At 23.6% G+C, this 22,327-nt stretch carries 28 protein-coding genes and 4 pseudogenes; 21 read left to right on the top strand and 11 right to left on the bottom strand.

Annotated features, from left to right (window positions below; all coding sequences use genetic code 4):
* Positions 1–15 precede the first annotated feature (15 nt).
* The gene (locus AAHM78_RS15950; RefSeq protein ID WP_342252843.1) at positions 16–837 is read left to right on the top strand and encodes an IS1595 family transposase; all 822 of its coding nucleotides are present in this window, start codon (positions 16–18) and stop codon (positions 835–837) included.
* On the opposite strand, the gene AAHM78_RS15945 is transcribed toward AAHM78_RS15950, so the two are convergent.
* The 5 genes and pseudogenes from AAHM78_RS15945 to AAHM78_RS15930 all read right to left on the bottom strand — a co-directional run bounded on the left by AAHM78_RS15945 (position 834) and on the right by AAHM78_RS15930 (position 2,885).
* A complete protein-coding gene (locus tag AAHM78_RS15945) occupies positions 834–1,322 on the bottom strand; it encodes a transposase family protein (protein ID WP_342255222.1) in 489 nt (162 codons plus the stop codon). The two genes, AAHM78_RS15950 and AAHM78_RS15945, sit on opposite strands and share 4 nt — an antisense overlap.
* A gap of 59 nt (positions 1,323–1,381) precedes the next feature.
* A complete protein-coding gene (locus tag AAHM78_RS15940) occupies positions 1,382–1,774 on the bottom strand; it encodes a transposase family protein (RefSeq protein ID WP_342252835.1) in 393 nt (130 codons plus the stop codon).
* Positions 1,775–1,969: 195 nt separating this feature from the next.
* Complete coding sequence (locus AAHM78_RS15935; RefSeq protein ID WP_342253853.1) at positions 1,970–2,308, bottom strand: hypothetical protein; 339 nt, start codon at positions 2,306–2,308, stop codon at positions 1,970–1,972.
* Positions 2,309–2,392: 84 nt separating this feature from the next.
* Positions 2,393–2,479 (bottom strand): annotated as a pseudogene (locus tag AAHM78_RS17335) (transposase-like zinc-binding domain-containing protein); the annotation flags it as partial.
* A gap of 190 nt (positions 2,480–2,669) precedes the next feature.
* A complete protein-coding gene (locus AAHM78_RS15930; protein WP_342253852.1) occupies positions 2,670–2,885 on the bottom strand; it encodes a hypothetical protein in 216 nt (71 codons plus the stop codon).
* Between the two features lie 70 nt (positions 2,886–2,955).
* Here AAHM78_RS15930 and AAHM78_RS15925 point away from each other — a divergent pair.
* The 5 genes and pseudogenes from AAHM78_RS15925 to AAHM78_RS15910 all read left to right on the top strand — a co-directional run.
* A pseudogene (locus AAHM78_RS15925) lies at positions 2,956–3,267 on the top strand (IS30 family transposase); the annotation flags it as partial.
* A gap of 79 nt (positions 3,268–3,346) precedes the next feature.
* Positions 3,347–4,306, top strand: coding sequence for an IS1/IS1595 family N-terminal zinc-binding domain-containing protein (locus AAHM78_RS15920; protein ID WP_342253851.1), 960 nt, complete (start codon positions 3,347–3,349; stop codon positions 4,304–4,306).
* Between the two features lie 82 nt (positions 4,307–4,388).
* Positions 4,389–4,511 (top strand): annotated as a pseudogene (locus tag AAHM78_RS17330) (IS30 family transposase); the annotation flags it as partial.
* Between the two features lie 267 nt (positions 4,512–4,778).
* On the top strand, positions 4,779–7,649 hold the full coding sequence (gene uvrA, locus AAHM78_RS15915; RefSeq protein WP_342253850.1) for an excinuclease ABC subunit UvrA: 2,871 nt from the start codon (positions 4,779–4,781) through the stop codon (positions 7,647–7,649).
* A gap of 253 nt (positions 7,650–7,902) precedes the next feature.
* Entirely contained in the window at positions 7,903–8,343 is a 441-nt protein-coding gene (locus AAHM78_RS15910; RefSeq protein ID WP_342253849.1) for a hypothetical protein, read from the top strand.
* 13 nt (positions 8,344–8,356) lie between these two features.
* Here AAHM78_RS15910 and AAHM78_RS15905 read toward each other — a convergent pair whose 3' ends face one another.
* Both AAHM78_RS15905 and AAHM78_RS15900 read right to left on the bottom strand, forming a co-directional pair.
* Positions 8,357–8,722, bottom strand: coding sequence for a transposase family protein (locus tag AAHM78_RS15905; RefSeq protein ID WP_342254958.1), 366 nt, complete (start codon positions 8,720–8,722; stop codon positions 8,357–8,359).
* A 59-nt stretch (positions 8,723–8,781) separates the two neighbouring features.
* Positions 8,782–9,102: a transposase family protein gene (locus AAHM78_RS15900; RefSeq protein WP_342253848.1), complete on the bottom strand. Its 321-nt coding sequence runs from the start codon at positions 9,100–9,102 to the stop codon at positions 8,782–8,784.
* Between the two features lie 862 nt (positions 9,103–9,964).
* Between AAHM78_RS15900 and AAHM78_RS15895 the strand changes: the two are divergent.
* The 6 genes and pseudogenes from AAHM78_RS15895 to AAHM78_RS15870 all read left to right on the top strand — a co-directional run bounded on the left by AAHM78_RS15895 (position 9,965) and on the right by AAHM78_RS15870 (position 14,719).
* Positions 9,965–11,203, top strand: a pseudogene (locus tag AAHM78_RS15895) (IS256 family transposase).
* Positions 11,204–11,582: 379 nt separating this feature from the next.
* Entirely contained in the window at positions 11,583–12,368 is a 786-nt protein-coding gene (locus AAHM78_RS15890) for an SGNH/GDSL hydrolase family protein (RefSeq protein ID WP_342253847.1), read from the top strand.
* Positions 12,313–13,029, top strand: a complete 717-nt coding sequence (locus AAHM78_RS15885) for an IS1595 family transposase (protein ID WP_342253846.1) — start codon at positions 12,313–12,315, stop codon at positions 13,027–13,029. The genes AAHM78_RS15890 and AAHM78_RS15885 overlap by 56 nt, the downstream gene beginning before the upstream one ends.
* Positions 13,030–13,173: 144 nt before the next feature.
* Positions 13,174–13,488 carry a hypothetical protein gene (locus AAHM78_RS15880; RefSeq protein WP_342253845.1) on the top strand — a complete coding sequence of 105 codons (315 nt, stop codon included), beginning with the start codon at positions 13,174–13,176 and terminating at the stop codon, positions 13,486–13,488.
* 54 nt (positions 13,489–13,542) lie between these two features.
* Entirely contained in the window at positions 13,543–14,259 is a 717-nt protein-coding gene (locus tag AAHM78_RS15875; protein ID WP_342253844.1) for a hypothetical protein, read from the top strand.
* Positions 14,228–14,719 (top strand): hypothetical protein, encoded by a 492-nt coding sequence (locus AAHM78_RS15870; protein WP_342255221.1) that lies wholly within the window; start codon positions 14,228–14,230, stop codon positions 14,717–14,719. Before AAHM78_RS15875 ends, AAHM78_RS15870 begins: the two co-directional genes overlap by 32 nt.
* Positions 14,720–14,729: 10 nt before the next feature.
* Here AAHM78_RS15870 and AAHM78_RS15865 read toward each other — a convergent pair whose 3' ends face one another.
* Positions 14,730–14,960: a hypothetical protein gene (locus tag AAHM78_RS15865; RefSeq protein ID WP_342253843.1), complete on the bottom strand. Its 231-nt coding sequence runs from the start codon at positions 14,958–14,960 to the stop codon at positions 14,730–14,732.
* Positions 14,961–15,151: 191 nt separating this feature from the next.
* Here AAHM78_RS15865 and AAHM78_RS15860 point away from each other — a divergent pair, with 191 nt between their 5' ends.
* The 6 genes from AAHM78_RS15860 (at position 15,152) to AAHM78_RS15835 (ending at position 18,486) form a co-directional block, all read left to right on the top strand.
* Positions 15,152–16,096, top strand: a complete 945-nt coding sequence (locus AAHM78_RS15860) for an IS30 family transposase (protein ID WP_342253842.1) — start codon at positions 15,152–15,154, stop codon at positions 16,094–16,096.
* Between the two features lie 139 nt (positions 16,097–16,235).
* The gene (locus AAHM78_RS15855) at positions 16,236–16,808 is read left to right on the top strand and encodes an IS1/IS1595 family N-terminal zinc-binding domain-containing protein (protein ID WP_342253841.1); all 573 of its coding nucleotides are present in this window, start codon (positions 16,236–16,238) and stop codon (positions 16,806–16,808) included.
* A 33-nt stretch (positions 16,809–16,841) separates the two neighbouring features.
* Positions 16,842–17,252, top strand: a complete 411-nt coding sequence (locus tag AAHM78_RS15850; RefSeq protein ID WP_342253006.1) for a transposase family protein — start codon at positions 16,842–16,844, stop codon at positions 17,250–17,252.
* Entirely contained in the window at positions 17,194–17,658 is a 465-nt protein-coding gene (locus tag AAHM78_RS15845) for a transposase family protein (RefSeq protein WP_342255132.1), read from the top strand. Before AAHM78_RS15850 ends, AAHM78_RS15845 begins: the two co-directional genes overlap by 59 nt.
* 41 nt (positions 17,659–17,699) lie before the next feature.
* The gene (locus tag AAHM78_RS15840) at positions 17,700–18,269 is read left to right on the top strand and encodes a hypothetical protein (protein ID WP_342253840.1); all 570 of its coding nucleotides are present in this window, start codon (positions 17,700–17,702) and stop codon (positions 18,267–18,269) included.
* Positions 18,241–18,486 (top strand): hypothetical protein, encoded by a 246-nt coding sequence (locus tag AAHM78_RS15835; protein WP_342253839.1) that lies wholly within the window; start codon positions 18,241–18,243, stop codon positions 18,484–18,486. Before AAHM78_RS15840 ends, AAHM78_RS15835 begins: the two co-directional genes overlap by 29 nt.
* Before the next feature lie 61 nt (positions 18,487–18,547).
* Here AAHM78_RS15835 and AAHM78_RS15830 read toward each other — a convergent pair whose 3' ends face one another.
* The 3 genes from AAHM78_RS15830 to AAHM78_RS15820 all read right to left on the bottom strand — a co-directional run bounded on the left by AAHM78_RS15830 (position 18,548) and on the right by AAHM78_RS15820 (position 19,987).
* Positions 18,548–18,913: a transposase family protein gene (locus AAHM78_RS15830; protein ID WP_342255194.1), complete on the bottom strand. Its 366-nt coding sequence runs from the start codon at positions 18,911–18,913 to the stop codon at positions 18,548–18,550.
* A gap of 59 nt (positions 18,914–18,972) precedes the next feature.
* Entirely contained in the window at positions 18,973–19,365 is a 393-nt protein-coding gene (locus AAHM78_RS15825) for a transposase family protein (RefSeq protein WP_342253545.1), read from the bottom strand.
* A 70-nt stretch (positions 19,366–19,435) separates the two neighbouring features.
* The gene (locus tag AAHM78_RS15820; protein ID WP_342253544.1) at positions 19,436–19,987 is read right to left on the bottom strand and encodes a hypothetical protein; all 552 of its coding nucleotides are present in this window, start codon (positions 19,985–19,987) and stop codon (positions 19,436–19,438) included.
* 123 nt (positions 19,988–20,110) lie between these two features.
* On the opposite strand from AAHM78_RS15820, the gene AAHM78_RS15815 reads away from it, so the two are divergent.
* From AAHM78_RS15815 to AAHM78_RS15805, 3 genes are all read left to right on the top strand, one after another.
* The gene (locus tag AAHM78_RS15815) at positions 20,111–21,070 is read left to right on the top strand and encodes an IS1595 family transposase (protein ID WP_342253838.1); all 960 of its coding nucleotides are present in this window, start codon (positions 20,111–20,113) and stop codon (positions 21,068–21,070) included.
* A gap of 197 nt (positions 21,071–21,267) precedes the next feature.
* The gene (locus AAHM78_RS15810) at positions 21,268–21,660 is read left to right on the top strand and encodes a transposase family protein (protein WP_342253837.1); all 393 of its coding nucleotides are present in this window, start codon (positions 21,268–21,270) and stop codon (positions 21,658–21,660) included.
* A 50-nt stretch (positions 21,661–21,710) separates the two neighbouring features.
* Positions 21,711–22,085: a transposase family protein gene (locus AAHM78_RS15805; protein WP_342255150.1), complete on the top strand. Its 375-nt coding sequence runs from the start codon at positions 21,711–21,713 to the stop codon at positions 22,083–22,085.
* Positions 22,086–22,327 lie beyond the last annotated feature (242 nt).

The following is a 22,327-nucleotide window of genomic DNA, read 5'->3' as shown; positions in this document are numbered from 1 at the left end:
CTTGTGGAGGAAACAATGAAATTGAATGAGTTCAACAATATATTTCAAACAGAAAAAGATTGTTTGAAATATATAGCAAGTTTGAAGGAAAACAAATGTATGAGGTGTTCTTGAACAAATTTGAATACTTCTGATTTAAGAAGAATAAGATGTTTGAAATGTCATCAAACATTTAGTATTCTTCATGACACCATTTTTTACAAGTCACAAACACCTTTGACATCTTGGTTTTATCTCATCTTTAGATGAATAAACACCAAACATGGAATTCCATCAACTGATGTTGCAAAAGAATTGGGAGTAACTTTGAAAACTGCTTGAAGAATGGGTCATAAAATCCGAAGCGCAATTGCAAAACAAGAACCTCAATTCATTGTTGAGGGCATAGTGCAAATGGATGAAATGTATCTTTCACATATGGGTTTTAAAAAACAAGGAAGATCCTTAAAAAATAAAACTTTGATTGTTGGGATTTATGAAAAAACAACCAATAATTTAATTGTGAAAGTGTTGAAAAATGCAAATCAAAAAAATCTTTTGCAATTTGCAAGAAACCACATTTCTTCAAAGTGTGATGTACATACTGATTCTTGAAAAGGATATCGCCATTTTAAATCAGTTTTCACTAAGCATGAAACAGTTAACCATCAAGATGGCTATGTTTCAAAAACTGGTGTAAACATAAACCAGATTGAATCGGCATGAAAGCACATCAGACGAACATTTAAAACACATATCAAAGTTGAAAAACATCATGTTCATTTATACGCAAAAGAATCGGCATATAAATTCAACAATATACCTAGTTTTGAAACTGTAATGTTATGTTTGATTTAAAAATGTGGGGAGAAGTCCGTAGATAGGCTTTTCTCAGCATTTATGTGATAAAATTTAAAAATAGTACATACAGGGAGAAAAGCCTTTTCTAATTGTAATTCATTAGACTTGGTGCAAAACCAAGGTAATTCAAAATTATATATTCCTGCTATTAAATTAAATCTTAATGCAAATCTTCGTATTTTATTGCGATATTTTAAACTTAAAATTTTAAAACGTTTTAGTTTAGCAAATACGTGTTCAATTTTAATTCTAATTTTACTTAAAGTTTTATTGTATTCTTTTTGAATTGGTGTTAATTGATTGTATTTACTTTTTTTAAATGGCAAAAATGTATTTTTCTGAATATTTTGTATACCTTGATAACCTGAATCAACAAAAACTTGTTTTTCTGGATGAATAAAAGTTTTAGATTTTAGAAGCAATTTAAAATCATGAATGCTTCCAAAACAAAAAGCAGTTGAAATAATTTTTCCATTGGAAATATCAATAATTATTTGGGATTTGAGAGAATGATGTTTCTTTTTACCTGAAAAAAGTAATTTTAGTTTTTTTTAATTCTTTCAATTGGAGTTTCAGTAGCATCAATAGCTAACAAATTATTATTAGTACCTTTATTTTTTGTTAAATCTTTTTTTCCAGGTAAATTAAAAATTCCGCTTTTTATTAAAATATTTTCAATTCAAAAAATATTACGAATGCAACTAGTATGACTAATATTATATCTTTTTGCAATAACTCTATAACTACTATAGTCTTTTCAATATTCTAAAGTCATTAATAAACGCTCTTCAATTACAATTTTATTTTTTCTACCACCATAATATTTTTGTTTAGACTCAGCAATTTTTAAAATTTCAAGCATTTTATAAAATGTTTGTGGCTTTATGCCGACTAAACTATAAAATTCTTGATCATCTTTATATTTTTTCAACATAATAACTATCACCTTTAATATTAATAATAATCGTTAAATTGTTAAAATTAAAGGTTTTGCACCAAGTCTAATTTAATTCTTTATTTTCTTTTGATTTAAATTTCTTGAGAGTACATTTTGTTTGTTTAGCTACTGTATCATATAGTATTTGCATATCACAAACTATAATTGATTTTTCTTCGATAAGCTTAGATGTTAAATTTTCTTGTACTCATTTTTTTTTAATCTTTTAGTATTTGTTGTTTGAGCATAAATATTTTTATTTTCATCAATTGCCATTTCAATACAACAGTTTAAATCTTTAGCATTTTCTTCAATTCATTTTTTTCTTGGATCATCTGGATTTTTGAAATTTCCTTTATGAATTTCTTTGATAAAAGTTTCATCAATTTCAATTCTACCTTTTAATTTTGTGAATGGTTTTTGTGTTTTTGCTAATTGTGATGATTTCATAAATTTTTGACGATTAAATCATGCTGATGTTTTTGAAATTTTAGCAAATTGAGAAATAGTATAAGCAGATTGACCTAACAATGACAATCAAATTATTCAATCTCATTGTTCATGAGATAAATGACTTCAATGTAAAAAATGATTTCTTAAAGCATCAAAGCTACTTTTACAATCTTTGCATAAATATTTTTGCTTATTATTCTTAAAACCATTTTTTACACATCAATAAGATTTACAATTTGGACATTGAATTCCTTTTTCTTTAAATTTTTTATCAATTGCATCTAATTTTTCTTTTTTCTCAATTTGTTTAATTCTATTTTTAAAATGTCTAATAATTTTTATAAATTCTTAATTTTTTTTGTTTTTTAAAACATCAATTAATTCATTATTAGTCACAAAAAATCACCCCTGATATAAAAATATTACTTTTAATTTTAAATTAAAAGTAATATCAAGATTTTTTGTGAAAATTAAAACATCAATAAGATTTACAATTTGGACATTGAATTCCTTTTTCTTTAAATTTTTTATCAATTGCATCTAATTTTTCTTTTTTCTCAATTTGTTTAATTATATTTTTAAAATGTCTAATAATTTTTATAAATTCTTCATCTTTTTTGTTTTTTAAAACATCAATTAATTCATTATTAGTCACAAAAAATCACCCCTGATATAAAAATATTACTTTTAATTTTAAATTAAAAGTAATATCAAGATTTTTTGTGAAAATTAAAAAAAGTTTTATTATTACTTTGGCTGATATATGATCAAAAACCACAATTCCTTTAGTAACTAAAAATCATAAATCAGAAAATATTACGAAAAGTATAATAAAATTTATTTCAAAGTTACAAAAAGGAACAGTTAAAACCATTACTTTTGATCGTGGTAAAGAATTTAGTAAATGAAGATTAATCGAAAAAATTTGTAATGTCAAAATTTATTTTGCAGATCCTGGTAAACCTTGCCAAAGGGGTTTAAATGAAAATAATAATGGTATTTTAAGAAGATATTTACCAAAATCTACAGATCTATCTTTTAATTTTCACAAAAAATCTTGATATTACTTTTAATTTAAAATTAAAAGTAATATTTTTATATCGGGGGTGATTTTTTGTGACTAATAATGAATTAATTGATGTTTTAAAAAACAAAAAAGATGAAGAATTTATAAAAATTATTAGACATTTTAAAAATAGAATTAAACAAATTGAGAAAAAAGAAAAATTAGATGCAATTGATAAAAAATTTAAAGAAAAAGGAATTCAATGTCCAAATTGTAAATCTTATTGATGTGTAAAAAATGGTTTTAAGAATAATAAGCAAAAATATTTATGCAAAGATTGTAAAAGTAGCTTTGATGCTTTAAGAAATCATTTTTTACATTGAAGTCATTTATCTCATGAACAATGAGATTGAATAATTTGATTGTCATTGTTAGGTCAATCTGCTTATACTATTTCTCAATTTGCTAAAATTTCAAAAACATCAGCATGATTTAATCGTCAAAAATTTATGAAATCATCACAATTAGCAAAAACACAAAAACCATTCACAAAATTAAAAGGTAGAATTGAAATTGATGAAACTTTTATCAAAGAAATTCATAAAGGAAATTTCAAAAATCCAGATGATCCAAGAAAAAAATGAATTGAAGAAAATGCTAAAGATTTAAACTGTTGTATTGAAATGGCAATTGATGAAAATAAAAATATTTATGCTCAAACAACAAATACTAAAAGATTAACAAAAAAATGAGTACAAGAAAATTTAACATCTAAGCTTATCGAAGAAAAATCAATTATAGTTTGTGATATGCAAATACTATATGATACAGTAGCTAAACAAACAAAATGTACTCTCAAGAAATTTAAATCAAAAGAAAATAAAGAATTAAATTATAAAAATTTAAGTAATATCAGTAAAATACAATCAAGTTTAAAAGAATTTATTACTCATTATCGTGGCATTGGATTTACCAATATTCAAAATTACCTCAATTTATGAAAATTTAAATACCAACATTATAAAATATCACCTTATGCAAAATCTGAAGCATTATATTTCAGTTTGTAAAAAAAATAAATCCCAAAATTAAATAAAATCAAATTTTAGGCCGGGTTGATGATTTTTTTTATTTCATCAAGGGTTTTTTTGAAAATTAAAAGATCTATCTTCATATAAACAAAAAGATTTAAATTTTATAGCATTTCAAATTAATTCTACACCCAGAAAATCGCTCTCTTATAAAAGACCAATAGATTTAATACAATTATTTTAAAAAACTGTCCCATTTATATTTACAACTCAGGTAAAATGAGCAATTGCTGTATTTCATTTTTGAATATATATTGTTCATTTTTTTGTAATTTAAGTTTTTATATACTTTTTTTGCACTAAATAATTTTAAAATTTTAAATATTGATTTAGATAATATTTTAAACTAATTATAATTGATATTCTTTAGTATTAATTAGCAATAATGCTATTAAAGTTAACTATATATAGTATATAATTAATTAGAAAGAGCATATAAGCGGAGGAATAAATGACAGATAATCAAAAATATATTACTGTTAAAGGTGCACGTGAACATAATTTAAAAAATGTTAATATTAAAATTCCAAAGTATAAGTTAGTAGTTATTACTGGTGTCTCAGGAAGTGGTAAATCATCATTAGCTTTTAATACAATTTATGCAGAAGGAAGGCGAAGATATGTTGAATCACTTTCAGCTTATGCTCGTCAATTTTTAGGAAACAGTGAAAAACCCGATGTTGATGCTATTGATGGTTTAGCACCAGCAATTTCTATTGATCAAAAAACTACAAGTAATAATCCTCGCAGTACTGTTGGTACTGTTACTGAAATTTATGATTATTTGCGTTTACTTTATGCACGGATTGGAACTCCTTATTGTAATAAGGGTCATGGTCCAATTAGCACGCAAACTTTAAAAGAAATGGTTAATAAAATTAAAACGTTAGAAGATAATACTAATATTGAAATTTTAGCACCAGTTATTAATGCTAAAAAAGGTAGTCATCAAGATTTATTAGCAAAATTAAAACAAGAAAATTTTTTGCGAGTTAAAATTAATAATAAAATATATAGTTTAGATGAACCAATTGAATTGAATAAATCATTACGTCATGATATTGATATTGTTATTGATCGTATTAAATTTACCAATGATGATAATACTATTTCACGAATTCATGATGCTTTAGAAGTTGCTTTAAATCATAGTAATGGTTTAGCAAAGGTTATTTTATCGCAAACAAATGAAACGTGATTATTTTCTCAAAAGTATGCTTGTAAAATTTGTGGATTTTCAATTCCCAGTTTAGAACCGCGTTTATTTTCTTTTAATGCACCCAGTGGAGCGTGTTTTGATTGTAAAGGTTTGGGAGTAAAATTAGAAGTGGACGAAGAATTATTAAGGCCAGATTTAAAATTATCAATTAATGATGGTGGCATTGAGTATTATAAAAACTTAGTTGGTACTAGTAATTTAGAATGACAAAAATTAAAAGTTCTTTGTTATCATTATTTAATTGATTTGAATCAGCCATTAAAAAATTTAACAAAAGCACAACTTAATTATATTATGCGTGGTAGTGATGAAGCCATTACTTTCAGTATTACTTCGGCAAATGGTCGTAAATATCCTAATCATGATTATATTGAAGGTATTGCCACTTTAATTGAAAGACGTTTTTTAGAAACAACTAGTGATTTTGCCCGTGATTATTATCGTAAATTTATGAGTGAACGTACTTGTTTAACTTGTCAAGGAACAAGATTAAATGAATTTGCACTAGCAGTTAAAATTAAAGATGAAAATAATAAAGAAATGAATATTAGTCACTATACTAATTTAGACATCGAAGAAAGTTTAACATTTATGTTAAATATTAAATTATTACCTTATCAACAAGAAATTGCTAAATTAATATTAGTAGAAATCATTAATCGTTTAAGTTTTTTAACTAATGTTGGTTTAGGATATTTAAACTTATCACGAATGGCACAAACTTTATCTGGTGGTGAATCACAACGAATTCGATTAGCAACTCAAATTGGTTCACAATTAACGGGAGTATTGTATGTTCTTGATGAACCTTCAATTGGTTTACATCAACGTGATAATGTTAAGTTAATTGAAACTTTAAAACAAATGCGAGATCTTGATAATACATTATTAGTAGTAGAACACGATGAAGATACAATGTGAGCAGCAGATTGATTAATTGATATTGGTCCAAAAGCTGGAATTTATGGTGGTGAAGTAATTGCTGAAGGTACACCACAGCAAGTTGCTAATAATCCTAATTCAATTACTGGACAATATTTAAATGGTGAAAAATTTATTGCATTACCCAAATCAAAAAGAAGTGGTAATGGCAAAGTTATTGAAATTCAAGAAGCACAAGCTAATAATTTACGTAAAATAAATGTTAAATTACCTTTAGGTAAATTTATTTGTGTTACTGGTGTTTCAGGAAGTGGTAAATCAACGCTTGTTAATGATATTTTATATACCAGTATTCAAAAGTATTTAGGTTTAAAGGGACAACGACCAGGAAAACATAAAGCAATAAAAGGGATTGAATTTATTGATAAAATTGTTGCTATTTCGCAAGAACCGATTGGCAGAACACCAAGGAGTAATCCTGCTACTTATACTTCAGTTTTTGATGATATTCGTGATTTATTTACACAAACACCAGAAGCAAAAATTAGAGGATATGCTAAAGGTAGATTTTCATTTAATGTACCGGGAGGAAGATGTGAACGTTGTTCTGGTGATGGTGTTATTAAAATTGCGATGCATTTTTTACCTGATGTTTATGTAACTTGCGAAATTTGTGAAGGAAAACGTTATAATAGTGAAACATTACAAGTTAAATATAAAGGTAAAAATATTTATGATGTACTAGAACTGCCTGTTGATTTAGCATTAACTTTTTTTGCTAATCATCCAAAAATCCATAAAAAATTAGCGATGATACAAGAAGTGGGATTAGGATATGTAAAATTAGGACAACCCGCTACTGAATTATCTGGTGGTGAAGCACAAAGAGTGAAACTAGCTAAAGAATTACAAAAACGTGCTACTGGCAAAACTATGTATATTTTAGATGAACCCACTACTGGTTTACACGTTGATGATATTAAAAGGTTAATTGAAGTTTTAAATAAAATCGTTAATCATGGTGATACTGTTGTTGTAATTGAACATAACTTAGAAGTTATTAAAGTTGCTGATTACATTATTGATCTAGGACCTGAGGGTGGTAAATTTGGTGGTGAAATCATTGCTACAGGAACACCAGAACAAGTAATAACAAATCCCAAGTCTTATACTGGACAATATTTAAAAGCAGTTATTAATCGCGATTTGAATAGAAAATAATTAAAATATTTTCTGTAGTATTCTTGAATTTTAACAAAAGAAGTGGAGAAATAAAATGTCTTTAGAAGTAGTACCAAATTTAAAAGAAATACTTATAAATTCAACTATACAAAATGTTAAAAGTAATATAATAAAGTTAAAAGAAGTTTTTAGTACTTCTTCTAATATACAATACTTAGAATATTGATTTATTTTTTTTGAAAAATATTTTTTTTAAAAAAATTTAAAAATAATGGAAAAACAGTATCAATGAATGCAAAAATTTTTAGTGAAAGTAAAAGACGAAGTAATTAATGATGAAAGAAAAGAACTTGAATTTCTTTCTTTTAAGTTTGAAAAAGAAAATTTTTTCCCATGAGATAAAGAACTAGAGTTTGAATTACTTGAATTTACTTTAATATGAGAGGAACAAAAACAGAAGGAAAAGGATAAACTCATTGATAAAATTACAGCATTAAAAATAGAATTAAATTGTAAATTAAGTAGTAAAAAATGAGAATTAAAAGAAAAATTATATAAAATTAATAATCAACAAGAAATTATTTTAAATTTTCATAATAATAGTCTTAAAAAATTAGAAGTTTTTCAAAAACAGAAAACAAGTAAGATTTTTAAATTTAAAAGTAAATTAGTTAAGTTTTTAACTTTTGGTTATTATAATTTTGAAATAAGATTAGTTAATAGAATAGAATAGACTTGGTGCAAAACTAAGGTAATTCAAAATTATATATTCCTGCTATTAAATTAAATCTTAATGCAAATCTTCGTATTTTATTGCGATATTTTAAACTTAAAATTTTAAAACGTTTTAGTTTAGCAAATACGTGTTCAATTTTAATTCTAATTTTACTTAAAGTTTTATTGTATTCTTTTTGAATTGGTGTTAATTGATTGTATTTACTTTTTTTAAATGGCAAAAATGTATTTTTATGAATATTTTGTATACCTTGATAACCTGAATCAACAAAAACTTGTTTTTCTGGATGAATAAAAGTTTTAGATTTTAGAAGCAATTTAAAATCATGAATGCTTCCAAAACAAAAAGCAGTTGAAATGATTTTTCCATTGGAAATATCAATAATTATTTGGGATTTGAGAGAATGATGTTTCTTTTTAACTGAAAAAAGTAATTTTATTTTTTTTTAATTCTTTCAATTGGAGTTTCAGTAGCATCAATAGCTAACAAATTATTATTAGTACCTTTATTTTTTGTTAAATCTTTTTTTCCAGGTAAATTAAAAATTCCGCTTTTTATTAAAATATTTTCAATTCAAAAAATATTACGAATGCAACTAGTATGACTAATATTATATCTTTTTGCAATAACTCTATAACTACTATAGTCTTTTCAATATTCTAAAGTCATTAATAAACGCTCTTCAATTACAATTTTATTTTTTCTACCACCATAATATTTTTGTTTAGACTCAGCAATTTTTAAAATTTCAAGCATTTTATAAAATGTTTGTGGCTTTATGCCGACTAAACTATAAAATTATTGATCATCTTTATATTTTTTCAACATAATAACTATCACCTTTAATATTAATAATAATCGTTAAATTGTTAAAATTAAAGGTTTTGCACCAAGTCTAATGTGAAAAAGTTGTTTTAAATAATCAAAAAGAGCAACTTTATAAAATTGGATTAAAAATTTGTAATATTAAAAAAAGTTTAAATAAAGTTGAAATAAAAATTAGAAAAAAAAGACAAAGACTTAATTTATTTAAAGAAAATATTGTCTCTCTTGTTAAGGAAATAAATTCAATTAATTTACAAAATATTGAAATTTCAACAAACAATAGATTAATAACACAACTATAGTTATTCTTTTTATTTGTAATCTAAAATTGGAGAAAATTATTTCCATTTATATGATAAAATCTTACTTATATATAGACATGAAAGGATTTGTCACTTTGGAAAAAAGAGGATATTTTTTAAAGTTTAATAAAAAAAATTCTTAAAATGGATTTAATAAGTTTTGGAACTGGTTTAATAGGTATTTTTTTGGGAATTCTAAGTATTTTAGCATTACAACCTTTTTGAGATAATGATAAAGCATCACTTTGAATAACTGTTGTTGCAATTTTTTTTGATATTACTAGTTTTACTTTAGCTTTTCTACCTTTTTTCTTAATGTTCCGTTTAATTAGATTAAAGAAAACTTTGATAAAACAAAATATGAAATTATATCGAAAAGATCAATTTAGTATTTCGCGGTAATGTTTAGTAATCTGTGTAACTTACAAAAATAACTATGTTTAATTAATTCTAGTAAATATAATTAAATGACTAGAAAGAGTGAGTTACAAATGGTTAAAAAACAAAACATTAATAATAATGATCCAATATCACAAGCAGTAGATTTATTACTAGAAAATACTGAAGATTTAACAACAGTTTTTAAAGAAGGAGGTTTATATAAAGAATTAACAAAAAGATTAGTGGAAAAAATGTTGAATTCTGAAATGCAAAATTATTTAGGATATGAAAAAAATCAACATAGTAATAGTGAAAATGCTCGTAAGGGCATAACTTCAAAAAAATTAATAACTCAAGAAGGTAAAATTGAAATTGATGTACCACGAGATCGTAATAGTAATTTTACTCCTGTAATAGTACCAAAAAGACAAAGAAGATTTGATGGTTTTGATCAACAAGTTCTTTCACTATATGCAAAAGGTATGACAGTATCTGACATTAGAATGCAGTTGCAAGAGTTATATCACGGTGCAGATATTAGTGAAAGTGTTATTAGTCAAATTACTGATGATGTTATTGATGATGTCAAAGCATGGCAAAATCGGCCATTAGAAAGTATTTATCCGATTGTTTATTTTGATTGTATAGTAGTTAAAGTACGACAAGATAAACGGATTATTAACAAATCAGTTTATATAGCACTAGGAGTTGATTTAGAAGGTAAAAAAGATGTTTTAGGTTTATGAATTAGTGAAAATGAAGGTTCTAAATTTTGATTATCTAATTTTACAGAAATGAAAAATCGAGGCTTAAATGATATTCTTATTGCTTGTAGTGATAATTTAACAGGCATGTCAGAAGCAATACAATCAGTTTATCCTAAAACCGAACATCAATTATGCATAGTTCATCAAATTAGAAATAGTTTAAAATATGTTTCATACAAACATCGAAAATCTCTAGTTACAGATTTAAAACCAATTTATAGTGCATGTAGTGAAAACAAGCAATGCAAGCTTTAGAATCGTTTGAAAATAAATGAAATAAACAATATCCTCAAATTACTAAATCTTGATATAAAAATTGAGATAATTTAATGGTTTTTATTAGTTATCCACCAGAAATTAAAAGAGTGATTTATACCACAAATGCTATTGAATCTGTTAATAGTCAATTACGAAAAGTTATTAGAAATAAAAAAAGTTTTTCCTAACGATATGGCAGTTTTCAAAATATTTTACTTAGCAATTGAAAATATAACAAAAAAATGAACAACGCCTATTCAAAATTGAAATACAGCAATTGCTCATTTTATGATAAAATTTGAAGACAGAATTCATCTAAACTAGTACCTTGTAAAACAAAGATACACAGATTACATAAAAGCCTCTATTTCGCTTGATTTTATTAGTTTTTGTTTAGGTATTATTGGAACAAGTTGCGAAATTATTAGTGTTATTGTGCTTTTACCTCAATTTAATGATAATAAAGTTTTTTTCATATCAAATTACTATTATTGCTGTTTTTTTAAATATTATTAGTTGTATTACTTGTTTAATGGCAACATTAATTACTATTAATATTATTAAAGATTATAAACAAAGAGGAAATTCTATTATTTAAATATAATAATTTCCACTTTTAGCATAATTATTTTTTGTACTATGACAAGCCAAATCAATTATGTTAAGATATTTTCAGTTTAAGTTTATGTTAGAATGAGAAGTTATGAATAATAATGAAAAAATAAAAGGTAACTTTTATGTTCTGGGAGATAGTTTATCAGACACAGGAGCATTAGTAAGTGGTTTTACAGCTCTTTTTAAGCATTTAAAAATACCTAAAATAGTTAAAATGTTGCCACCATTTTATAAAAATTCTTTTTCTAATGGTCCTGTGGCAGCACAAATTATTGCCGATTATTTGCATATAAATTTAACTTCTGCTTGAAGATTTGACCTTTTTTTATTTGCTGATGAGCAAATTGGTAATAATTATGCAGTTAGTGGAGCTTTAGCTAGTAGAAAAAAAGAATTAACAGTAGAAAACTTTGTTATTAATCATTTTGATATTACTCATCAAGTAGATGCTTTAATTAGTCAGCATCATATTAATAGTAATGATATAATTTTAGTAGAGTTTGTTGGTAATGATATTTTATACGCTTTTAAACAATCGTTATTAAAGGACCAAGAAGAAATTATTAATAAAGCAGTTGAGTTAATAAAAAATGCTTTAACTAAATTGATAAATAAAGGTGCTCAACATATTTTATTATGTAATGTGCCTAATATGAGTATTATCCCTTTATTTAAAAACGGACTTCTCCCCACATGTACTTGTGGAGGAAACAATGAAATTGAATGAGTTCAACAATATATTTCAAACAGAAAAAGATTGTTTGAAATATATAGCAAGTTTGAAGGAAAACAAATGTATGAGGTGTTCTTGAACAAATTTGAATACTTCTGATTTAAGAAGAATAAGATGTTTGAAATGTCATCAAACATTTAGTATTCTTCATGACACCATTTTTTACAAGTCACAAACACCTTTGACATCTTGGTTTTATCTCATCTTTAGATGAATAAACACCAAACATGGAATTCCATCAACTGATGTTGCAAAAGAATTGGGAGTAACTTTGAAAACTGCTTGAAGAATGGGTCATAAAATCCGAAGTGCAATTGCAAAACAAGAACCTCAATTCATTGTTGAGGGCATAGTGCAAATGGATGAAATGTATCTTTCACATATGGGTTTTAAAAAACAAGGAAGATCCTTAAAAAATAAAACTTTGATTGTTGGGATTTATGAAAAAACAACCAATAATTTAATTGTGAAAGTGTTGAAAAATGCAAATCAAAAAAATCTTTTGCAATTTGCAAGAAACCACATTTCTTCAAAGTGTGATGTACATACTGATTCTTGAAAAGGATATCGCCATTTTAAATCAGTTTTCACTAAGCATGAAACAGTTAACCATCAAGATGGTTATGTTTCAAAAACTGGTGTAAACATAAACCAGATTGAATCGGCATGAAAGCACATCAGACGAACATTTAAAACACATATCAAAGTTGAAAAACATCATGTTCATTTATACGCAAAAGAATCGGCATATAAATTCAACAATATACCTAGTTTTGAAACTGTAATGTTATGTTTGATTTAAAAATGTGGGGAGAAGTCCGTAGATAGGCTTTTCTCAGCATTTATGTGATAAAATTTAAAAATAGTACATAAAGGGAGAAAAGCCTTTAAAAATAAAGAAAAAGATAAGGAACGTATTTTAAATTTAACTACTAATTTTAATAAAATGTTAGATGGTGTTATTGAAGAATTAAATAAAAATAAAAAAAATATTATTAAATATGATATGTTTGCAGCAATAACAAACGCTATTAATAAGTTTAAAAACTTGAATATTAATCACAATATTATTGATGCAGCAGTTACTACTGATTTTAGTGAAATAATTAATAATGGTATTATTGTTCCTCATTTCAATGAAGGTGTTAATGAAGAAAATATTAATAATTATTTCTTTTTTGATAGCATTCATCCTAATAAATGAGCACATAATATTATCGCTCAAGAATTAATTAAATTAATAAATAATAATAAGAATTAATTAGAAATATTTATTTATAAGAGTTATAATTTTATTATAAAGGAAAAAATAAATATGAAAAAAGAATGAGTTAAATTAATTAAAGTAGACTTTATGCATGGTGTTGAAGAACCTTGATGTAATAACAAAGGTGTTGCAATATTACCATTTATAATTAAAGATGATGGTAGTCGTTATTTCATGCAAACATGTGAGAGTAATCCTTTATTTAATAAAAATAAGTTGGGTAAATATAGTTCAATTACTGGTGGAGTGGAAAATAATAATCCTTTGGAAATAGTTTATAATGAAATGAGAGAAGAAACTGGTATTTTTTTAACAAAATATACACCTATTTACTTTTTGGGTACTCATTATCCTTCAAAAATAAGCACTAAAGTATGATATTATTATGTAATTGATTTAACTGCACTTAATTTGGATATTAATGATAAATATTATGGTGTTGGTGATCGAACAATAGGAGAAAATAGTTTATATAGTCAATTTATTCCTGAAACAGAATTACGGTTTTCAAACGATTCTTTTTCTCTGACAATTTATGGTAAGTTATTCAATTCTATAAGTCACAATTGTTTTAAAAACATTAATTTTAAAACATTATTATTAAACAATTATTGCGATTCAAAAGCAGAAATATTTAATTCTGCAACTAATAATAATTTGAAGAGAAATATTTTTATTTCGGGTATAGCTAATAATTATGAAGAATTTGGTACTATAAAGAAAAGTAAAAAAAATTGTATTTGATTTATCAAATTTCTTATGTAAAGAAAATAAGAAAATAATAAATGCATTTGGAATCGGCGTTGGTGATGAAATAGTAAGTGGTGCTGTTAAGTATGCCAAAGAAAATAGTATTGTTTTGGATAAAATTCTTGATGTATGACCATTTCCTCAACAATTTAAAAAAAGTTGACCAGAATATCGTAATCAGTTAATAGATAAAGCAGACATTGTACTATTTATTTTTGGTAATAAAATGGATGAAAATAATAATATTGTTTTATCAAAAGGTGTATTAAATGAATTTGAAATTGCTATAAATAAAAATAAAATAATAATTCCTATAGCTTCAACTGGTTATGCTGCTAAAGAAATATTTATAAAAATAGAAAATGATATAGAAAATTTTAAATATTTAAAAGATGATTTACATGTTCTTAAGAATGAAAAAAATGCCGCAAAGATAGTTAAAACTATTATTCAAATTTTAGATAATATTAACTAGTAATATTTATTTATATTTTATTTCTTGGTGGTAATTGTGGAGGCGTACCACTTCCAATTGAACTTAGTTGTCCTAAATAATTAATAAAATGATAATCTCATTTTTCAGAAAATAAATCACCAGTATTTTTTTCATTTTTATTTTTATCAATAGTTTCATAAATATGATTTAAATTTTGATTGATAGATGATGAGATAATATTTTTTAATACTAATTCAAAAGGAATATAGTTGCTATTCATAAAAAGTTAACACCAATTTCTAATATTTTAATTTTTAACAATTTTTAAAAAATTATATCATAATAATTTTATTTGATAATGAAATGTTTAATAATTTTTTATTATACTTTAATTGTAAAATTAAAAAGGACACTTATATAAAAATTAAATTGTGTTAGTTCTATAATTAAGAAAAGAAAGGAATTAGCGCAATGTATAAGTATCTGAGTATTGAATCAATAATAGCAATAAAAGAATATAAAAATTATGGATTTTCGATTCGTAAAATAGCAAAAATTGTTGATTATAGTAAATCAACTGTACATAGAGTTTGTAGATTATTAAATAAAAACTTATTGCCATTAGAAATATTGAATCAATTTCAAAAAAATAAACAAAATGCAGGCAGAAAATTAATAATTTTAACTTTAACAGAAATTAATAGTATTAATCATTTGTTAATTACTAAAAAGTATGCTCTTGATATAATTGCTAACTTTTTAAAGGAAAATAAAATAAAAAGTATTTCGACAAAAACTTTATATAACATGTTTAAAACAAATCGAATGGGTTTTGATGAAAATAACTTATTGAGAAAAGGCAAAAATAAATCTCACAAACAAAAAGAAACTAGGGGCAAAATTAATAATTGTAAGTCTATTCATGAAAGAAATTTAATCATTCCTAATATTAAAAATATACAAGAATTTGGTCATTTAGAAGGTGATACTATCATTGGCAAAGATCATAAAAGTTCTATTATTACTTTGGCTGCTATATGATCAAAAACCACAATTCCTTTAGTAACTAAAAATCATAAATCAGAAAATATTACGAAAAGTATAATAAAATTTATTTCAAAGTTACAAAAAGGAACAGTTAAAACCATTACTTTTGATCGTGGTAAAGAATTTAGTAAATGAAGATTAATCGAAAAAATTTGTAATGTCAAAATTTATTTTGCAGATCCTGGTAAACCTTGCCAAAGGGGTTTAAATGAAAATAATAATGGTATTTTAAGAAGATATTTACCAAAATCTACAGATCTATCTTCATATAAACAAAAAGATTTAAATTTTATAGCATTTCAAATTAATTCTACACCCAGAAAATCGCTCTCTTATAAAAGACCAATAGATTTAATACAATTATTTTAAAAAACTGTCCCATTTATATTTACAACTCAGGTAACTAAAAATCATAAATCAGAAAATATTTTTAATTTTCACAAAAAATCTTGATATTACTTTTAATTTTAAATTAAAAGTAATATTTTTATATCAGGGGTGATTTTTTGTGACTAATAATGAATTAATTGATGTTTTAAAAAACAAAAAAGATGAAGAATTTATAAAAATTATTAGACATTTTAAAAATAGAATTAAACAAATTGAGAAAAAAGAAAAATTAGATGCAATTGATAAAAAATTTAAAGAAAAAGGAATTCAATGTCCAAATTGTAAATCTTATTGATGTGTAAAAAATGGTTTTAAGAATAATAAGCAAAAATATTTATGCAAAGATTGTAAAAGTAGCTTTGATGCTTTAAGAAATCATTTTTTACATTGAAGTCATTTATCTCATGAACAATGAGATTGAATAATTTGATTGTCATTGTTAGGTCAATCTGCTTATACTATTTCTCAATTTGCTAAAATTTCAAAAACATCAGCATGATTTAATCGTCAAAAATTTATGAAATCATCACAATTAGCAAAAACACAAAAACCATTCACAAAATTAAAAGGTAGAATTGAAATTGATGAAACTTTTATCAAAGAAATTCATAAAGGAAATTTCAAAAATCCAGATGATCCAAGAAAAAAATGAATTAGACTTGGTGCAAAACCTTTAATTTTAACAATTTAACGATTATTATTAATATTAAAGGTGATAGTTATTATGTTGAAAAAATATAAAGATGATCAAGAATTTTATAGTTTAGTCGGCATAAAGCCACAAACATTTTATAAAATGCTTGAAATTTTAAAAATTGCTGAGTCTAAACAAAAATATTATGGTGGTAGAAAAAATAAAATTGTAATTGAAGAGCGTTTATTAATGACTTTAGAATATTGAAAAGACTATAGTAGTTATAGAGTTATTGCAAAAAGATCTAATATTAGTCATACTAGTTGCATTCGTAATATTTTTTGAATTGAAAATATTTTAATAAAAAGCGGAATTTTTAATTTACCTGGAAAAAAAGATTTAACAAAAAATAAAGGTACTAATAATAATTTGTTAGCTATTGATGCTACTGAAACTCCAATTGAAAGAATTAAAAAAAATAAAATTACTTTTTTCAGGTAAAAATAAACATCATTCTCTCAAATCCCAAATAATTATTGATATTTCCAATGGAAAAATTATTTCAACTGATTTTTGTTTTGGAAGCATTCATGATTTTAAATTGCTTCTAAAATCTAAAACTTTTATTCATCCAGAAAAACAAGTTTTTGTTGATTCGGGTTATCAAGGTATACAAAATATTCATAAAAATACATTTTTGCCATTTAAAAAAAGTAAATACAATCAATTAACACCAATTCAAAAAGAATACAATAAAACTTTAAGTAAAATTAGAATTAAAATTGAACACGTATTTGCTAAACTAAAACGTTTTAAAATTTTAAGTTTAAAATATCGCAATAAAATACGAAGATTTGCATTAAGATTTAATTTAATAGCAGGAATATATAATTTTGAATTACCTTAGTTTTGCACCAAGTCTAAAGTAAAAAAAACTAAAAAAGGGGAATGATTATTAAAACATTATTAACAGCAGTAAGTCTTTTAACATTTGCAACAACCACAGGAAACTTAAATTCTATTTTAAGCACCCAAATTAAAACTACAAATATTTTAAATAATGAACCAATAAAATATGATGGTGAAAATAAAATTATTACTAACTATGAAAATCAATATGAACTTGCTATATCGTATATATACATTAATAACAGTACTTTAGATACTGGATTTAAGCTTTTTTCTTTAAATGACCTTGAAAAATTAAGAGAAAAAATATACTATGATACTTCATCTTTTACTTATCAAGATAATGGATGAGAAAAGATTAGCATATATGAATTAACTGAAAAATTAATAAATAATTTTTCATCTTTAATTAATGTACGTGGATATAATACCTCTGGAATTATAGTAAATTATCATGAAGCACCTAAGGAATTATTTTTTCTAGCACCACAATTTTCACCAAATACTCACGATAAAAATATAATAGAAAAATATTATAAATTTTTATGACATGATACTTTAAAAATTGCATTAAGTCGATATGAATGACAAAAAAATTTTAAATACTAATAAAAATATAACTGAAATTTTTAATATTATTTCTAGATTTCCCGAATGAGATGCAAGTGGTTGAAAAGGTTATATTTCAAACGAAGATTTATATACTTTATCTGAAAAAATTATTGAGAATTTTAATCAATTAAAAACTAAATTCGAAAATAGTAATACAGGATGAAAAGTAGTAACTAACACTACTGGCTCATGAACAGAACTTGAACAAGAATAAAATATACTTACAAAAAAAATAATAAGAAAGAGAGAAAAAATATAATAGACTTGGTGCAAAACTAAGGTAATTCAAAATTATATATTCCTGCTATTAAATTAAATCTTAATGCAAATCTTCGTATTTTATTGCGATATTTTAAACTTAAAATTTTAAAACGTTTTAGTTTAGCAAATACGTGTTCAATTTTAATTATAATTTTACTTAAAGTTTTATTGTATTCTTTTTGAATTGGTGTTAATTGATTGTATTTACTTTTTTTAAATGGCAAAAATGTATTTTTATGAATATTTTGTATACCTTGATAACCCGAATCAACAAAAACTTGTTTTTCTGGATGAATAAAAGTTTTAGATTTTAGAAGCAATTTAAAATCATGAATGCTTCCAAAACAAAAATCAGTTGAAATAATTTTTCCATTGGAAATATCAATAATTATTTGGGATTTGAGAGAATGATGTTTATTTTTACCTGAAAAAAGTAATTTTATTTTTTTTTAATTCTTTCAATTGGAGTTTCAGTAGCATCAATAGCTAACAAATTATTATTAGTACCTTTATTTTTTGTTAAATCTTTTTTTCCAGGTAAATTAAAAATTCCGCTTTTTATTAAAATATTTTCAATTCAAAAAATATTACGAATGCAACTAGTATGACTAATATTATATCTTTTTGCAATAACTCTATAACTACTATAGTCTTTTCAATATTCTAAAGTCATTAATAAACGCTCTTCAATTACAATTTTATTTTTTCTACCACCATAATATTTTTGTTTAGACTCAGCAATTTTTAAAATTTCAAGCATTTTATAAAATGTTTGTGGCTTTATGACGACTAAACTATAAAATTCTTGATCATCTTTATATTTTTTCAACATAATAACTATCACCTTTAATATTAATAATAATCGTTAAATTGTTAAAATTAAAGGTTTTGCACCAAGTCTATTATTTTAATTCTTCGCTATTAACTTTCATTGCTAAAATTTGTTTTAATTGAAATTGTTCATGCACTACTGCTTCAAATTCTAAAACAAAACCTACTTGAAACTTAAGAAAAGCATCATTAACATATTTTTTATTATTAAAAATTAAAAATGCCAATTGTTCAAAAGCATAATTTAAAATTTTATCAGAATTTGGTTCTAAAGAAAGATAACAAAATATTTGTTCATTCCTTAAATATTGCGATATATCAAAACTATTATTTAATTTATCTAATTGTTTTCATAAACATGGTGTTAAAATAATTTTAGCAATACCATTATCACTATACTTAATACCATCTCTTTCGTAAGAAAAACCATTATTAAAAATAATGGTGTTCATTCCTAATTCTTTATAATTAATAGTATATTCGGTTATTAACTCTGCAAAAATATTCTCGTTACCTACTCAATCAGCACTAAATTCTAGATTTTTATTAACAGTAATAATAAGAGCATTTGTTATTTTTTTTACTTCATTGTAAAAATAGTTCTCATTGTTCAAGAATAACAAAAACTATTTCATCAATCAAAGTATATGGCATTGAAGATTCTTCTTTTAATTTTCACAAAAAATCTTGATATTACTTTTAATTTAAAATTAAAAGTAATATTTTTATATCAGGGGTGATTTTTTGTGACTAATAATGAATTAATTGATGTTTTAAAAAACAAAAAAGATGAAGAATTTATAAAAATTATTAGACATTTTAAAAATAGAATTAAACAAATTGAGAAAAAAGAAAAATTAGATGCAATTGATAAAAAATTTAAAGAAAAAGGAATTCAATGTCCAAATTGTAAATCTTATTGATGTGTAAAAAATGGTTTTAAGAATAATAAGCAAAAATATTTATGCAAAGATTGTAAAAGTAGCTTTGATGCTTTAAGAAATCATTTTTTACATTGAAGTCATTTATCTCATGAACAATGAGATTGAATAATTTGATTGTCATTGTTAGGTCAATCTGCTTATACTATTTCTCAATTTGCTAAAATTTCAAAAACATCAGCATGATTTAATCGTCAAAAATTTATGAAATCATCACAATTAGCAAAAACACAAAAACCATTAACAAAATTAAAAGGTAGAATTGAAATTGATGAAACTTTTATCAAAGAAATTCATAAAGGAAATTTCAAAAATACAGATGATCCAAGAAAAAAATGAATTGAAGAAAATGCTAAAGATTTAAACTGTTGTATTGAAATGGCAATTGATGAAAATAAAAATATTTATGCTCAAACAACAAATACTAAAAGATTAACAAAAAAATGAGTACAAGAAAATTTAACATCTAAGCTTATCGAAGAAAAATCAATTATAGTTTGTGATATGCAAATACTATATGATACAGTAGCTAAACAAACAAAATGTACTCTCAAGAAATTTAAATCAAAAGAAAATAAAGAATTAAATTATAAAAATTTAAGTAATATCAGTAAAATACAATCAAGTTTAAAAGAATTTATTACTCATTATCATGGCATTGGATTTACCAATATTCAAAATTACCTCAATTTATGAAAATTTAAATACCAACATTATAAAATATCACCTTATGCAAAATCTGAAGCATTATATTTCAGTTTGTAAAAAAAATAAATCCCAAAATTAAATAAAATAAAATTTTAGGCCAGGTTGATGATTTTTTTTATTTCATCAAGAGTTTTTTTGAAAATTAAAAAAAATTTTTATATATAAATAAGTTTAAAAATAATAATAGACTTGGTGCAAAACCTTTAATTTTAACAATTTAACGATTATTATTAATATTAAAGGTGATAGTTATTATGTTGAAAAAATATAAAGATGATCAAGAATTTTATAGTTTAGTCGGCATAAAGCCACAAACATTTTATAAAATGCTTGAAATTTTAAAAATTGCTGAGTCTAAACAAAAATATTATGGTGGTAGAAAAAATAAAATTGTAATTGAAGAGCGTTTATTAATGACTTTAGAATATTGAAAAGACTATAGTAGTTATAGAGTTATTGCAAAAAGATATAATATTAGTCATACTAGTTGTATTCGTAATATTTTTTGAATTGAAAATATTTTAATAAAAAGCGGAATTTTTAATTTACCTTGAAAAAAAGATTTAACAAAAAATAAAGGTACTAATAATAATTTGTTAGCTATTGATGCCACTGAAACTCCAATTGAAATAATTAAAAAAAACTAAAATTACTTTTTTCAGGTAAAAAGAAACATCATTCTCTCAAATCCCAAATAATTATTGATATTTCCAATGGAAAAATTATTTCAACTGCTTTTTGTTTTGGAAGCATTCATGATTTTAAATTGCTTCTAAAATCTAAAACTTTTATTCATCCAGAAAAACAAGTTTTTGTTGATTCAGGTTATCAAGGTATACAAAATATTCATAAAAATACATTTTTGCCATTTAAAAAAAGTAAATACAATCAATTAACACCAATTCAAAAAGAATGCAATAAAACTTTAAGTAAAATTAGAATTAAAATTGAACACGTATTTGCTAAACTAAAACGTTTTAAAATTTTAAGTTTAAAATATCGCAATAAAATACGAAGATTTGCATTAAGATTTAATTTAATAGCAGGAATATATAATTTTGAATTACCTTAGTTTTGCACCAAGTCTAATATGGAAGTTAACTAAAAATAATAGATTTAAGTTAGAGTAAAATTTATATGTTATGATAAATATAGTTATTAAAGGGTGTATAGAATCAAGAAAGTGTATTATCAATAATTTTAAAAATACAATTGATATTACGTTAATCTTTGAAAATATAAGGAATAAGTTTTAGTAAAAAAAGTAAAATTTAATTTATTAAATATTTTTTAAAATTTTTTATTTGGAGGGAG

The organism is Spiroplasma endosymbiont of Zeiraphera isertana (assembly GCF_964030805.1).
In the GTDB taxonomy this organism is placed as follows: Bacteria; Bacillota_I; Bacilli_A; order Mycoplasmatales; family VBWQ01; genus Spiroplasma_E.
The sequence above is the reverse complement of the archived record's forward strand: the minus strand, read 5'-3'. Positions and strand labels throughout refer to the sequence as shown.